Source organism: Polyangium fumosum, assembly GCF_005144585.1.
GTDB classification, from domain to species: domain Bacteria; phylum Myxococcota_A; class Polyangia; order Polyangiales; family Polyangiaceae; genus Polyangium; species Polyangium fumosum.
The window spans coordinates 190,933-204,631 of record NZ_SSMQ01000012.1; the positions used below are offsets into that span (position 1 = coordinate 190,933).

Genomic DNA, 13,699 nt, shown 5'->3' on the forward strand with positions numbered 1-13,699 from the left:
AGACGATGTCGTGCCGTCGCCGGAGGTATGCGACGGCCTGGACAACGACTGCGACGGCGTGGTGGACAACGGAGCTTTGGAGGGAGGACAGCCCTGCGTGGTCCCGGGGCAGTTCGGCGTATGCGCGCAGGGGGCGTCGACATGTGTCAACGGCCAGCTCGTCTGCGCGCAAGTCATGTTTCCATCGGCGGAGCAATGCGACGGCCTGGACAACGACTGCGACGGCGCGGTGGACGACGGAGATCCCGGGGCATGGCAGCCCTGCGTGGTCCCGGGGCAGTTCGGCGTATGCGCGAAGGGGGCGACGAAATGTGTCAATGGTCAGCTCGTCTGCGCGCAGCTCGTCCAGCCGTCACCCGAGGCGTGCGACGCACTCGACAACGATTGCAACAACGTCGTCGACGACAATCCTCCTGCGCTCTGCCCGGGCATCAGCGTTTGCTACAATGGCACGTGCCCCATCGTCATGTGTATCACCTGCGGAGCGCCGCCCTGCCCCCCCTGTGAACTAGGCGCGCCCTGCATGAAAGACGCGGAGTGCGCCAGTGGCATGTGTCATGCCGGCAAGTGCGTCGCCTCGATCAACGGTTGTGATGTGATGACGGCCGTCGAGAAGACGACCGTCCCTTCCGTGGCAATCACGTTTCCCGGGCCCGGCCTCGTGTTCTCCCCGGCGTGCGTCAAGGTGAAGGCTGGGACGAACGTGACCTTTTCGGGGGATTTCTCCCTTTACCCGCTCGAAGGTGGGCACGTGGAGAATGGCGCCGTCATCCCCGCCGCCGCCGGGCCCTTCGTCCCCGCGACGAACGCTGGGACCTCGAAGACGTTCACGATGGGCAAGGCGGGGACGTTCCCGTACGTCTCGCCCGCCCACGCGAATGCCGGGATGATCGGGGCGGTCTTCGTGGTCCCCTGAGCGTGTTACTTCTTGCGCGGCGCCTTCAGCGTGAGCTTGAGCAGCACGTCGTCGCGGATGAGGTCGTCGGGCTTGCCCGCGATCGTGATGTTGAAATCCTTCCGGTTGATCGAGAACTCCGCGGTGCCCGTGGCGGCATCCGCCGCGATCGTGATCGTCACGGGGAACGTGATCGACTTCTTCACGCCGTGGAGGTCGAGATCCCCCGTGACCGTGTGCGTCGCGCCGTTCGTGCCGCCGGCCTTGATCTCCGTCGACGTGAACGTCGCCTTGGGGAATTTCTCGACGTCGAAGAAATCGGCGTTCTTCAGGTGCTTGTCGAGGTCGGCCGCGTCGGTCTTGACCGACGCCGTCTCGACCTCGAACGAGATCCGGCCGCCCTCGGCCTTGCCGTCCGCGAGCGTGATCTTGCCGGCGATCTTCTCGAACTTGCCCTCGTGCTTGCCCGTGACCTTCGAGCCGATGAACCCGACCGTCGAGGCCGCGGCGTCGACGTCGAGCGTCTCGGTGGTCGCCGTGGTGGCGGCGGGCTTGGTCTCGGCCTGCGCCGACGAGGCCGGCGCGACCGTCGCCTTGGGCTTGTCCTTGGCCGGATCCTCGCAAGCCGCGAGGGAGAGCAGGGCGGGCACAGCGGCGGCGAGAACGACAAATCGAATCGTGCGCATGGTCGGATCGTCCCTTCGGGGTGGTTTCGACGGCGTACCATGCGCCCCGAACGGCCGCTTGATTAGGGGGGCGGACCGGGTAACACTGTTCGCCCAGGCGAACAATCGATGACGGCAGCGCTCGACGATGTGGTCTCCATGGCGGTCTTCGCGCGCGTCGTGGAGGCGCGCTCCTTCACGGGCGCGGCGGCGCTCCTCGGCCTGTCCAAATCGGTCGTGAGCGCGCGGATCTCGGGGCTGGAGGAGCGGCTCGGCGTGCGGCTCCTGCATCGTACCACGCGCCGCCTCTCGCTGACGGAGGAAGGCACGCGTCTCTACGAGACGTGCGCGCGGATCGTCTCGGCGGCGGACGAGGCGCAGGGCGTCCTGGAGAGCGCGTCGGCGGAGCCCGAGGGCCTCGTGCGCGTCACCGTACCGGTGGGCATTGGAATCCTGCAATTCCCGAGCATCCTGCGCGAGCTCCACGAGCGATATCCGCGGCTCGTGGTCGAGCTCTCCTTGTCGGAGCACCGCATCGACATCGTCGCGGAGGGCTTCGACGTGGCCCTTCGTGTCGCCGACACGCTCGAAGACTCGGCGCTCGTCGCGCGCCGCATCGGCGCCGTGCGCATGAACCTCTGCGCGTCGCCCGACTACCTCGCGCGCCGCGGAACGCCGGACTCTCCGCAGGATCTCGTGCACCACAATTGCCTGCGCCTCTCGCCGGTCCGGCGCGAATGGACCTTTCGATGCGGCCGCCGCACGCACCTCGTCGCCGTCTCGGGCAGCCTCATCACCGATAACATCGCCGTGCTCCGCCAGGCGACGCTCGACGGGATCGGCGTCGCGCGGCTGCCGCGATCGTTCGTCGCGACGGACATCGAAGAGGGCCGGTTGCGGCGCGTCCTGCCGGAGCACGCGCTTGGCGAGACGAACGTCTTCGTGGTGCACCCGTACCACAGGCACATGCCGACGAAGGTGCGGGCCTTCGTGGATTACGTGGTCCAGCGGTTTCGCAGCGCGCGTGACGAATAGAGGCGAGCGGGCTGGGGCGCACCCGGGGGCGCGGGAATGAGAAAAGGAGCGCTCCGAAGGGACATCTTGTCGCCCCTTGCCGCTGGCTTTATCGTCGCTGCGCCATGGCCTTCCCAAAATACCTTCTTCTTCCGCAGCTCCTCTCGTACGCCCTTCGCGCACCGCGTGATCCGGCGAAGGCGTGGGACCGCTTCTGGAGCGGCATCCGCCGGACGGGCCACCACGGGGAGGTGCTTTGGGACACGGAGGACGCCCGCGAAATCGAGGAGGTCACGAGACGCGTCTCCAGCCATTTCATCCCCGATCTCCCCGTGATCGACATCGGCTGTGGCAATGGCCGTTTCACGCGTCTCCTCGCCGCCCGGTTTTCCAAGGTCGTCGGGCTCGACGTTTCGAGCCACGCCATCGAGAAGGCGCATGCGGAGTCCGTCGGAATCACGAACCTCTCGTTCCACGTCGCCGACGTCAGCATGCCCTACGCGCTCCGATGGATCACGGACGAGCTCGGCGAGGCCAACGTCTTCATGCGCGGCGTCCTCCACGTCCTCGATCCGCAGCGCCGCGCCGTCGCGGTCGAGAACATGCGCGGCGCGCTCGGCCCGCGGGGCGTGCTTTATTTGTCGGAGAGCAGCATCGACGGCGATCCGCTCGATCACATGGTGCTCCAGGGCGCGACCCCGACATACCTGCCCGAGCCGGTGCGCAAGGTCGTCGCCGCCGGCGTGAGGCCACCCTCCCGCTTCGGCGACGCCGAGGTGCGCGAATACTTCCCCGGCGCCGCATGGGAGATCCTGGAGAGCGGCCCCACGGTCATGTATACGCTTCCATTGCGAACACCTGACGAAATCGAGGCGCTCCCGAGTTATTTCGCGGTCGCGCGCCGTCGGGGATGAGGCCTACTTCATTCGAGGCACGTAACGCTGCACCGAGACGTACTGGTTCGGCCACGGCATCACGTATCCCTGCTCCGCCGCCGCGTGCCGCGTCCAGTAAGGGTCGAACAGGTGCGCCCGCGCCAGCACGCAAAGATCCGCTCGTCCCGCGGCGATGATGCTGTTCACGTCGGCATAACTCTGGATGTTGCCCACGGTCATCGTCGGTACCTTCGCTTCGAGCCGCACGAGCTCGCTGAAGGGCGTCTGAAAGAGACGACCGTACACCGGCCTCGACGACGGATCCGTTTGGCCCGCCGATACATCCACGATGTCGACCCCGTGCTCCCGCAGCGCCGCGGCGAGCCGGATCACGTCCTCCGGCGTGATCCCGCCGGGCGCCCAGTCCGTCGCCGAGATTCGCACGCTCGTCGGTTTGTCCTTGGGCCACGCCGCCCGCACCGCGTCGAAGATTTCGAGCGGGAAGCGCATGCGGTTTTCGATCGAGCCGCCGTAGGCGTCGGTCCTCCGGTTCGTGATCGGCGACAAGAAGCTCGCGAGCAAATACCCGTGGGCCATGTGCACCTCGACGAGGTCGAACCCCGCCTCGTCGGCCATCTTCGTCGCCGTCACGAAATCGGCCTTCACGCGGTCCATGTCCTCGCGATCCATCGCGCGCGGCACGGGGCTCTTCGGCAGGTAGGGGATCGCGGACGCGGCGAGGAGCGGCCAGCCGCCCGATTCGAGTGGCTGATCCATGCCCTCCCACATTCGCTTCGTCGCGCCTTTTCGGCCCGCGTGGGCGATCTGCACGCCGATCTTCGCCGTGGAGAATCGATGCACGAATTCGGTCACGCGCCGCCACGCGGGCACGTGGCTCGCGCGGTAGAGGCCCGTGCAGCCGGGCGTGATGCGGCCTTCGGGGCTCACGTCCGTCATTTCGGCGATCACGAGGCCCGCGCCGCCGACCGCGCGGCTGCCGAGGTGCACGAGGTGCCAATCGTTCGGCGCGCCGTCCTCCGCCGAATACTGGCACATCGGCGAGACCACCACGCGGTTGTCGAGGAGGAGCTTGCCGAGCCGGTACGGCGTGAACATCGGCGGCGGCGGCTCCTTGCTCTCGATCCGCACGCCCGATTGCGCCTCCGCTTCCTTCGCGACCCACGTGTCGACCGCGCGCACGAGCGCCGGATCCCGCACCTTCAGGTTTTCGTGCGTCACGCGCAGGCTGCGCGTCAGCATGCTGAAGTTGAACTGCAGCGGGTCGAGATCCATGTATCGCTCGGTGTTCTCGAACCACTCCAGGCTCACCTGCGCCGCGCGCTGGAGCGTCTCCACCTTCGGCCGCCGATCCGCCTCGTACGCGGCGAGCGCGTCGGACAGGCGCGCGTGCCCGTCGAGCGCGTCCGCCAGGCTGATCGCGTCCTCCAGCGCGAGCTTCGTCCCCGAACCGATGGAGAAATGCGCCGTATGCACGGCGTCCCCCACGAGCACCACGTTTTCCCAGGAAAACCGCTCGTTGTGCACGGTGGGAAAGCTGCGCCAGACGCTCTTGTTCTTGAGCAGCCGGTGCCCGGCGAGCCGCGGCGCGAAGAGCTTCTCGCAATACGCGAGCGTCTCGTCCTCGGTCGCCTGATCGAGCCCGGCGCGGCGCCACGTCTCCTCGCGGCACTCCACGATGAACGTCGATCGTTCGGCCTCGTAGCGATAGGCGTGCACCCGGAAGAGGCCGTGCTCGTTCGCGTCGAAGTAAAACGTGAACGCGTCGAACGGGAACGTCGTGCCGAGCCAGACGAAGCGGTTCGGCCGGCCGTCGACGCGCGTGCCGAAGTGCGGCTGGTAGCGGCTCCGCACCGCGCTGTTCACGCCGTCCGCCGCGATCACGAGATCACTCGTGCGCCGGATCGCGTCGAAGTCCGTGGCCTCGTGCTCGAAGCTGAGGACGACGCCGAGCTCCTCGGCGCGGGCCTGCAAGATGGCGAGAAGGCGATGGCGGGAGAGGCCGCTGAAGCCGTGCCCGGTCGAGACGAGCCGCTCGCCGCGGACGAACGTGTGGATGTCGTCCCAGTGCGAGAGGCTCTGCCGGATCGCGTCGTACACGGGCCGATCGACGCCCTCCAGGTTGTCGAGCGTCGCGTCGGAGAACACGACGCCGAAGCCGAACGTGTCGTCCGGCCGGTTGCGCTCGAGCACCACCACCTCGCGCGAGGGATCGCGCTTCTTGGCCAGGATGGCGAGGTAGAGGCCGCTGGGTCCGCCGCCGATGCACGTGATCTTCAACGTCGATCCTCCGGTTCCTGCGCGGAGGGGAGACCACGATGGCGAAGGCGTCAAGGGGTATGGTACACGCTGGAGGGCATGACTCGCTTCGCCGCGCTCGCCTTCCCGCTTGCCGCGCAGTTGGCCTCATGCGCGTCGGCTCCGACCGAGCAGACCCGCGGAAACCCCGCGCTGTCGCCGCGGGAGCCCGCGGCCGCGGAGGTGCCCAAGCCCGCGGCCCGCGCGCCCTCGCCGCTCGTCCGCGTGGCGGCGCCGGACAAACTCCCCGCGAACCTCGTGATCGACGGCAACGTCGCCGAGTGGGGGTCCCTTCTGCCGCCCCCGCCCGCGGAGAAACCGCCTTCGGCCGATCCGAATCCGCGTGACGCGCCCTCGCATCTGGCCTTTGCGCTCACGAGGGACGGCGCGTTCGTCGCGGCGGACCTCGCCGAGCTCTCGAAAGACGGGATCTGGCTCGCCTTTGGGTTTCCGCCGTCGGCGCCCGCTCCCTCCGGCGGCGTGGAGGCGCACGAGGCGCGATTCGAGCGGATGTTCCGGCTCGACAAGAGGGGCCTTTTCCAGGTGAACGAGGGCGGCGCGCTCGTCCCGGTCCCGGGCTCCGTCGCGTCCATGGCATTCACGGCGCGTGGAATGACGATCGAGGCGCGGATCCCTGTCGCGGCGTATCCCCGCGCGTCGGCCGCGCCGATCCCCGAGGTTCTCGTCCGCGCCATTGCGGCATCGACCCCCACGCCCCCGAAGGCCTCCGGCGACGATCGAATCCGCGTCGCCGCGCCCGAGCCCGTCGCATTCGAGCCACACGCCGATCTCCGCGCCGCCGTCTATCGGCAGAACCTCGCCGAGCGTCGACCGTTTGGCCTCTCGTATTCCCCCGCGGCCCCCGACCTTCTCGAAACGGCCCGCCACCCAGGCAAGGACACCTCCTCCGTCGTGACGTCGGAGCACCCTCTTTACGTGCCCGAACGAAAGCTCGGCGAGGTCGAGATCGGCTTTTCGAATGCCGTGTTGCCCTCCGTCGCCGTCTTCAAGGGGGGCGAGTTCGTGGATCTCCTCGACGTCGCGGACATCGGAGAAGAGCCGATGGGCATCGTCGAACGAAACAAGCAGATCCACGTCTTCAGTTATTCGCAGACGGACACGCTCGACACGGCGGGCACCCAGGCAGGATGGTCGGTCCTCGCCGTGGGCGAGGACGGCTCCGTTTCGTATCCGTTCAACGGGGAGACGGGGGTCGGCCGCTGGGAGAAGGTCTACGAGATCCATTCGGACAAATTCGATTGGTTCGGGATGCGAGGCGTGCCTCGCGAGTATGCGGACGAGGAGACGCCGCGGCCCATCGAGATTCTGTGGCGGTTCGACAAGCCGTTTGGCGGCTACATGCCGACGACGCGCCCGCTCACCACGCTGCCGGCCCCGAGGCCGAAGCCGAAGAAGAAGCCTTGATCCGAGGGTCGGACCGCAGGCCTTGCAGCCCCGGCGCTCCTACGCCATCCTGCCGGCCATGAACGGATCGCCCCGCCTCCTCCCGCTCCTCGTGATCGCCGCGCTCGGCCTCGCGGCGTGCAAGGATGACAAACCCGCCTCCACGAAGGCCGATCCGGCCGCCGCAGGCGCGAACCCCCACGCGGTCGATGAATCGAAGCCGCTCGAAGTGGGGGACGCCGCGCCCGACGTCACGCTGAAGCTCGACGACGGCAAAGAGGTCAAGCTGTCGAGCCTGAAGGGCAAGCAGGTCCTCGTGTATTTCTACCCGAAGGACGATACGCCGGGGTGCACCATCGAGGCGCAAGGCCTGCGCGACGGCTGGGCCGACATCCAGGCCGCCGGGCTCGAGGTGTATGGCGTCTCGACACAGGACGCCGAGAGCCACAAGGCGTTCATCGACAAATACAAGCTGCCGTTCCCGCTCGTCGTGGATACGGACGCCGCCGTGGCGAAGGCGTTCCGTGTGCCGCTGCGCCTCTCGTTCGCCGCGCGGCAATCGTTCCTGATTGGCAAAGACGGGAAGATCAAGCACGTCTGGCTCGAGGTGGACCCGAAGGAGCACGCCTCGACCGTGATCGCCGCCGCGAAGAGCTGAGCGAACAAGGGGGCCCGGCACGCGCCGAGCCCCCTTTGTTCATTTGGGGTTTTCCCGTCGGATCAGATCACTCCTTCGGCGCGCCGTTCTTCGCGAGATCGTCGAGCGCCGCCTTGAAGTCCGCGGGCACGTCCGCGAGCGCGGGCACGCCGAGCTCGGACAACGACGCCTGGAACAGGCCGCAGCTCGCGAGGTCACCCTCGGAGGCCGCGCTGTCCTCCGTGCCGTTCGTCGAGGTCTTGAACGACAGATAGCTCTGCGCGAGCGCGTCGTCCCAGCACTCGATCGCGTCCGCCACCTGGCCCGACGCGAGATCCCCGCCGGACGCCCGCGCCTCGGCGCGGCCCTTTCCTTCGTTCACGAACGCGAGGCGCACGCCGACATCCTCGGGCTTCGCCATCGCGGGATCCTCGTGCACGTCGAACGTGCTCTTCCAGTCGACGAAATCGACCTTGTTCGCGCCGTCGTCGACGCGGCCGTAGAGGTAATCGAGATCCGCGGGCATCGCGCCGGGTTCGTCCTTGGACACGAAGCCGCGCAGGGCCGCGAAGACGAGCGTCAGATCGCCCTTGTCCGTCGCGTCCTTGCCATAGACGGCCACGAAGCGGCCGCGGTCCATCGGCATGTTCGCGCCGTTCGGGTTGTTCGCCTGCTCGAATGCAGCATTCGCCTCGAAATCGATGAGCGTGATGCCGGAGCCGTGATCCTTCGTGTCGGGATCCGGGTTCGCGCCGCCCCAGAGGATCGGCACGAGGCCCGCGACGTCGTTGTCCTTGCCGCGGAGGATCGCGTAATGGTAGCGGAAGTCCTGCCCCTCGCCCGCGTCCTTGATGTACGCGGCGATCGTCCCGAACCCGTTTTCGTTCTTGTACGGGCCCCAGAAGAACTCCTTCGTGTCGCTGTTGTAGACCGTGGGCTCGATGCTCACGATGAGCTCCAGCCCCGTGAGGATGTACTCGATCGAGCCATTGATCCCGAGCACGATCTCCGCCGAGCCGGACGGATAGAGCGCCGGATCGCCGATCTTCGCCCCGCTCGAGGCCTTTGGCGAGGAAGCCATGATCTGCGCCTCGCTGGGGATGGCCGCGCGGTATTGCGCGAGCAGCGAGGAATCGATCGCGTCCCCCCCACCGCCGTCGCTGCCGCCGCAGCCCACGATGCCCACGGACAGCGCAATGCCAGCGTACTTCGCAAGTGCCTTCATGTCGTCGTTCCCCTCGTTAAGAAAATGCCGGCGCACGTGCGCCAGGATGGTCAGAAAATCGCGAATGCGGACCCCTGTCAAGCCCCCGAGAAGGAGCGGGTCATGGCGCCTTCGCGAGGACGTTCCTGTTTACGTGGGAGGGGGCGTTTCGGATCAAACGCGGAACAAATGGCGGAACGATGCCACGAGCACTTCGCGGTAATGCCACGTGAGGGCCCCGCCGAGCGCGATGACGGCGAGCACGATGACGATGCGGCCCACGGGCACCTCGTCTTCGCCGGAGACGAAGACGGGCAGGACGCTGCGCTCGCGTACGCTCCCCCGCGGCAGCGGCGGCACGCGCGTGAAGCGGAGGCTCAGGTTCCGCCGGAGGTAGATGCGGACGTTGAACGCCCAGCCCGACGCTTCGAGCAGCGCCGAGACATCGCGCTTGCGAAGATTGAGCCAGCCGAGGAACCCCGAGACCGTCATCACGCCGAGCGCGACGCCCGCCACCGCGAGCAAGGCCTTCAGCGGGTTCGTATTCGAGAGCGTCTGGAGCGCGAACGCCGCGGCGGAGCCGACGGCCGCGAATGCGATGCCGCCGCCCACGATCGAGCTTTGCAACCCCGGAGCCACGACGGGCGCCGCGACAGGCGTGCTTGGCGGCGGGGGCGGCGGCGGGGGCGGCGGGGGCGGCGGGGCCTTCGGCGGGCCGGCCGTGATCTGCGCGTCGACGTGCTCGGAGACGCTTTTCTCCATGGCTTCGAGCTTGTTGCCGAAGAGCTTCGCCACCTTGTCGCCGATGAAGTCGCGCAGCTTCACGAAAGGCGCAAACGCCGCCTCCTGGATGGAAATGGGCTTGACGATCACTTCGGTGACCCTTGCGTCCCATTCCTTGCCGTCGCGATCGTAAAACACGCCGCGCTTGCCCGCGGAGATGCCGCGCCTCGAACCTGACGTCACGCCCGCGGCGATGTGCATCTTCGTCGTCAGGTCGCCCTCTTTGCGATCCAGATTGACGTACGCGACGAAGATGTTGCTCGTCTCCGCGATCGGCAGGTGCTCGGCCTTGTCGGGGACGCGGACGCAGAGGTTGATCTCGCGCCCATCGAGCACGAGCGTACCGACCTCGAACAAGCACCGCTCCCCGACGGAAAAGAGCGCGGGGAAGCTGACCATGTTGTTTGCGAGATCCAGGATCCACCGCTGCAGGAGCGCGAGCTTCTCCAGGTCCAAGAGCCCCACGAGCTCGACCGAGGCCTTTTCGTCCTCGGTCACCAGCGCGCGCAGCGCCTCCGGCAAGGGACCTTCGAGCAAGGCGCGGAGCTCGTCGCCCACGAGGCCGCTCGGCAAAGGCGCGGGCCGCTTCGATTGCCACGCGCGGTACGGCTCGAAGAGCGCGCGGACCCGCTCCCAGCTTGGGCGATCGAGCTTGCGCACGGGGCCCGGCTCGCCGAGCGCGCGCGGCAAGACGTCGACCGAGAGCCGCCGCACCTCGTCCGCGAAGAGCGGATTCACGCTGGATTCGAGGTCGAGCACGCCCGAGCGGTTCGGCGGCGCAAGCGGGGCTTCGCGCAGGTACCCCCGGATCGCCGCGGCATCGTTCACGTCGAGCTCCGCGAGCCGCTCCGGTTTGACGGCGAGCCTGTCCTCCGCGACCGGGCCTTGTCCGAGCAGATCACATTGCGCGAAGAATTGATCGAGCTTGCCCGCGAGCGTGTCCACGACCTCGAACGCGGCCCCCGTCCCGGCGCCGAAGGGCAGCACGAGGCTCGCCTCCGCGTTCCCGCGCAGCGCGCCCGCCGCCTCCCACGCGAGCTCCGCGTGGCCGAGCGCGAGGAACGCATCGAGCTTCGTCGCGTCCACGCCGAGGTCGCCCGAGAGATCCATCACGCCGCCCGTGGCCTCGACGATCAATGTCGCGAGGCGCGCGAGGGCCGGATCCTTGATTTGGGAGGGCGCCACGATCCCGTCCCCGTTCGGCGATTTTCGCGCATAGCCGTCGCGGAAGGCGCGAATCTCGGCGAGGGAGAGCGTCGCGCCGGCGCGCGTGGCCTGCCCGCTCGCCTTGATGCGTTTTTTCGCGAGGGCGCGGAGGCGCGCGCCTTCGGGCTGCGAGGGGTCGAGGTCGTCGAGGTGGACCGTATCGGTCCGCTCGGTGATGCGGTTCATGTTCCGCAGGCGCGCCCGCAGCCAATCGTGCGCGGCGAGCAGCTCTTGCACGCGAATGCGTCGGTTCTTGTCGACGTCGATGTACCGCAGCAGCGCCTCGTCGCAGAGGAGCTGGTCGATCGGGACGCTCGTCGCGGACCAGCGGGCCGGCGGGAGCGCGTGGATCAGCTCGAGGTCCTCGGCCGTCTCCAGCTTGAGCTGCACGAGGCCACGATAATCGTTAAAAATGAAGGGCCCTTTTGCCACGTGGGGACGCTCTTGCCACGGTTTTGCAGACCAGGCAATGCCTTCGCGCGTGGAACGTGGGCGGATTCACCGTCAGCAGACCCACGATGTTACGGGACATCGGTTCCGTGCGTGACGCACGCGGGGGTTTCTCCGGGCTGGATAATTCTCGGAATGCTGCGTGATCATGGGGGATCTCGGGGCATGGACACGAAACGCGGCGCCTGGATCGCGCTGTTTTCTTGACTTTCGACCCGGCATTTCGTAATGCGCGCGAGATGCCCAGCGAGCCTCGGACGTTCGTGCTCGGGAGCCGGCCCACGGCCGCGGGGGCTCCGCGCGCCGAGCGCCATGTCGGGCGTCGCGTCGTTATGGGCGCTTGCCTCGCGACGGCCCTCGCCGCCCTGGCGCGATACACGTTCCTCTCGGGGTCGGCGGCCGGGCGCCGCAGCGCGGAGAACGTCTTCCAGGCCGCCCGGGAGGCCTCCCAGGCCCTCGCCGCCGGGCGCGTTTCGCCCGCGACGTGGCAGGAGCTCGTGGAGCACGCTTTCCGCGGCGCCTCTCCCGAGGAAATCGCCCGGGCCATCGACGTCGAGTCGCTCGTCGCGCGTGCGCCCGCGGCGATCCGGGGCGCCGCGGTCGTACCGTTTTCCCCCCCGCTCCCCGAAGACGAGGGCCCGCGGATCGTAACGAAGCTCTTCGTCCTGCGCGCCGGACGGGCGAACCCGCCGCACGCGCACGACAACATGGTCTCGATGCATTACGTGCTCCGGGGCCGGTTCCGCGTCCGCCATTACGATCGCGTGCGCGACGAGCCCGGCGGTATCGTCCTCCGGCCCACGATCGATCGGATCCTCGGCCCGGGCGAGGCGACGAGCATCTCCGACGCGCGCGACAATGTGCATTGGCACGTTGCCGAGACCGACGGCGTCCTGCTCGACGTGCTTTGCGCCGATCTCGGAAGCCAGCCGACGGACACGCACCTCGTCGATCCGGTCCACGCCGAGCCCCTCGAAGGAGGCCTGCTCCGCGCGCCGCGCTTCTCCACCGTGGGAGAGGCGCTCGAGCGATTCGGCTGAGGGGACGTTCCCGACGCACCCAGGCGGTGCCGCGGCGTCCTGGCCGACGCTTTCGTGTGCGCGCGGGGCGCGCGGCTCCGTCCTCGATTCGGGCGCGCGGCGCACCGCGGGCGGTATGGTTTCTCATTGCACGGCCCGCGTACGTCCGCGGACCGAAATACGTTCGCGGCCGCGCGTCGTGGCTGGCGTGCGAGCCCATATCGCACGCTCCCGAACGACCATGGCGCGCCGCCCCCGCGGCCGCGACCTTGCAATGCGTTGGGGCGCGCGGCACGCCGGCGAGCCGCTGCTTGATGTAATGAAGCGCCGGCCCTTCTCGCGTCGATGTTGGGCGCGAGAGGAGGCAGAGAACCGAAAAGGGGGTTTTCATGAAGAAGTCGCTCCGCGTCCTTTCCGCTGCGTTCGCTTCTGCCATGCTCCTCGCTGCTTCCGACCAGGCGATCGCGGGGGGCTGGGGCCTCGATGACAGGTTTGGAGCCGGATACTATGGCGGATACGGAGCCCGCGGCGGGGTTGGATACCGTGGCGGGTACGGATACGGCGGCTACGGCGGGCCCCGTGGCCCGTTGGGCGGCTATTACGGCGGCGGCCTCGGCGGCTTCGGCGGCTTCGGCGGCCTCGGCGGCCTCGGCGGCTACGGCTACGGCGGCTACGGCTACGGTGGCTACGGTGGTTACGGTTATGGCGGCAACTTCGCGTTCAACGACGTCAACGTCTGCTTCGACGGCGACCAGATTTTCTGCCGCTTCGAGGCCGCGGGCTTCGTGGCGAATCAGGTCGAGATCAACGCGTTCCTCACGGGCGGCGCGACCTGCGGCGGCCTCGGCGGCTTCGGCGGCATCGGCGGCGTCGGTGGCGTCGGTGGCATCGGTGGCATCGGCGGCATCGGCGGCGGGTGGTACGGCAATGACGGGCTCTTCAGCGACGTCGCGATCGGCGGCTACTACGCCTACCCGCTCGCCGGCGGAAACCTCTGGCAGGGTGCGATCGATCTCGACGGCTACTTCGACGATTTCTGCGGCGGCGGCGTTTACGGGGGCGGCCTCGATTTCAGCCGCGTGAGGCTCGCCATCGCAGGCCGCGAGTTCGCCTTCAACGATATCGGGCCCTGCGGCGACGGCTGGTTCGACTGAGCGAACCGCGCGTTCCCTCGCGCAACCCCGAAGCGCCGTGGTCCCCGAGCTCGCGCTGGGCTCGGGGACCCCTGGGG

General features: G+C 68.3%; 11 protein-coding genes. 7 read left to right on the forward strand and 4 right to left on the reverse strand.

Annotated features, from left to right (window positions below; all coding sequences use genetic code 11):
- Nucleotides 1-10: 10 nt before the first annotated feature.
- A complete protein-coding gene (locus E8A74_RS14390) occupies nt 11-916 on the forward strand; it encodes a MopE-related protein (protein WP_170229120.1) in 906 nt (301 codons plus the stop codon).
- 5 nt (nt 917-921) lie between these two features.
- On the opposite strand, the gene E8A74_RS14395 is transcribed toward E8A74_RS14390, so the two are convergent.
- A complete protein-coding gene (locus E8A74_RS14395; protein ID WP_136929561.1) occupies nt 922-1,581 on the reverse strand; it encodes a YceI family protein in 660 nt (219 codons plus the stop codon).
- Nucleotides 1,582-1,689: 108 nt separating this feature from the next.
- Here E8A74_RS14395 and E8A74_RS14400 point away from each other — a divergent pair, with 108 nt between their 5' ends.
- Nucleotides 1,690-2,595 carry a LysR family transcriptional regulator gene (locus tag E8A74_RS14400; RefSeq protein WP_136929562.1) on the forward strand — a complete coding sequence of 302 codons (906 nt, stop codon included), beginning with the start codon at nt 1,690-1,692 and terminating at the stop codon, nt 2,593-2,595.
- Between the two features lie 104 nt (nt 2,596-2,699).
- Nucleotides 2,700-3,488, forward strand: coding sequence for a class I SAM-dependent methyltransferase (locus E8A74_RS14405; protein ID WP_136929563.1), 789 nt, complete (start codon nt 2,700-2,702; stop codon nt 3,486-3,488).
- Between the two features lie 3 nt (nt 3,489-3,491).
- On the opposite strand, the gene E8A74_RS14410 is transcribed toward E8A74_RS14405, so the two are convergent.
- Nucleotides 3,492-5,747, reverse strand: coding sequence for a bifunctional salicylyl-CoA 5-hydroxylase/oxidoreductase (locus tag E8A74_RS14410; RefSeq protein ID WP_232379550.1), 2,256 nt, complete (start codon nt 5,745-5,747; stop codon nt 3,492-3,494).
- A gap of 78 nt (nt 5,748-5,825) precedes the next feature.
- Here E8A74_RS14410 and E8A74_RS14415 point away from each other — a divergent pair, with 78 nt between their 5' ends.
- Together E8A74_RS14415 and E8A74_RS14420 are read left to right on the forward strand one after the other, a co-directional pair.
- Complete coding sequence (locus E8A74_RS14415; protein WP_136929564.1) at nt 5,826-7,190, forward strand: hypothetical protein; 1,365 nt, start codon at nt 5,826-5,828, stop codon at nt 7,188-7,190.
- 58 nt (nt 7,191-7,248) lie between these two features.
- Nucleotides 7,249-7,827: a peroxiredoxin gene (locus E8A74_RS14420; protein WP_136929565.1), complete on the forward strand. Its 579-nt coding sequence runs from the start codon at nt 7,249-7,251 to the stop codon at nt 7,825-7,827.
- Between the two features lie 67 nt (nt 7,828-7,894).
- On the opposite strand, the gene E8A74_RS14425 is transcribed toward E8A74_RS14420, so the two are convergent.
- The gene (locus E8A74_RS14425) at nt 7,895-9,031 is read right to left on the reverse strand and encodes a hypothetical protein (RefSeq protein WP_136929566.1); all 1,137 of its coding nucleotides are present in this window, start codon (nt 9,029-9,031) and stop codon (nt 7,895-7,897) included.
- Between the two features lie 153 nt (nt 9,032-9,184).
- Complete coding sequence (locus tag E8A74_RS53920; RefSeq protein WP_211365360.1) at nt 9,185-11,431, reverse strand: hypothetical protein; 2,247 nt, start codon at nt 11,429-11,431, stop codon at nt 9,185-9,187.
- A gap of 257 nt (nt 11,432-11,688) precedes the next feature.
- Here E8A74_RS53920 and E8A74_RS14435 point away from each other — a divergent pair, with 257 nt between their 5' ends.
- On the forward strand, nt 11,689-12,489 hold the full coding sequence (locus tag E8A74_RS14435) for a cupin domain-containing protein (RefSeq protein ID WP_136929567.1): 801 nt from the start codon (nt 11,689-11,691) through the stop codon (nt 12,487-12,489).
- Nucleotides 12,490-12,857: 368 nt separating this feature from the next.
- Entirely contained in the window at nt 12,858-13,622 is a 765-nt protein-coding gene (locus tag E8A74_RS52255; protein WP_170229121.1) for a hypothetical protein, read from the forward strand.
- The last annotated feature ends 77 nt before the right edge of the window (nt 13,623-13,699 follow it).

Bases quoted from the DNA above. Each gene is read 5' to 3' on its own strand.
- E8A74_RS14395 (WP_136929561.1), bottom strand. From the start codon at position 1,581: ATGCGCACGATTCGATTTGTCGTTCTCGCCGCCGCTGTGCCCGCCCTG.
- E8A74_RS14400 (WP_136929562.1), top strand. From the start codon at position 1,690: ATGACGGCAGCGCTCGACGATGTGGTCTCCATGGCGGTCTTCGCGCGC.
- E8A74_RS14405 (WP_136929563.1), top strand. From the start codon at position 2,700: ATGGCCTTCCCAAAATACCTTCTTCTTCCGCAGCTCCTCTCGTACGCC.
- E8A74_RS14415 (WP_136929564.1), top strand. From the start codon at position 5,826: ATGACTCGCTTCGCCGCGCTCGCCTTCCCGCTTGCCGCGCAGTTGGCC.
- E8A74_RS14420 (WP_136929565.1), top strand. From the start codon at position 7,249: ATGAACGGATCGCCCCGCCTCCTCCCGCTCCTCGTGATCGCCGCGCTC.
- E8A74_RS14425 (WP_136929566.1), bottom strand. From the start codon at position 9,031: ATGAAGGCACTTGCGAAGTACGCTGGCATTGCGCTGTCCGTGGGCATC.
- E8A74_RS14435 (WP_136929567.1), top strand. From the start codon at position 11,689: ATGCCCAGCGAGCCTCGGACGTTCGTGCTCGGGAGCCGGCCCACGGCC.
- E8A74_RS52255 (WP_170229121.1), top strand. From the start codon at position 12,858: ATGAAGAAGTCGCTCCGCGTCCTTTCCGCTGCGTTCGCTTCTGCCATG.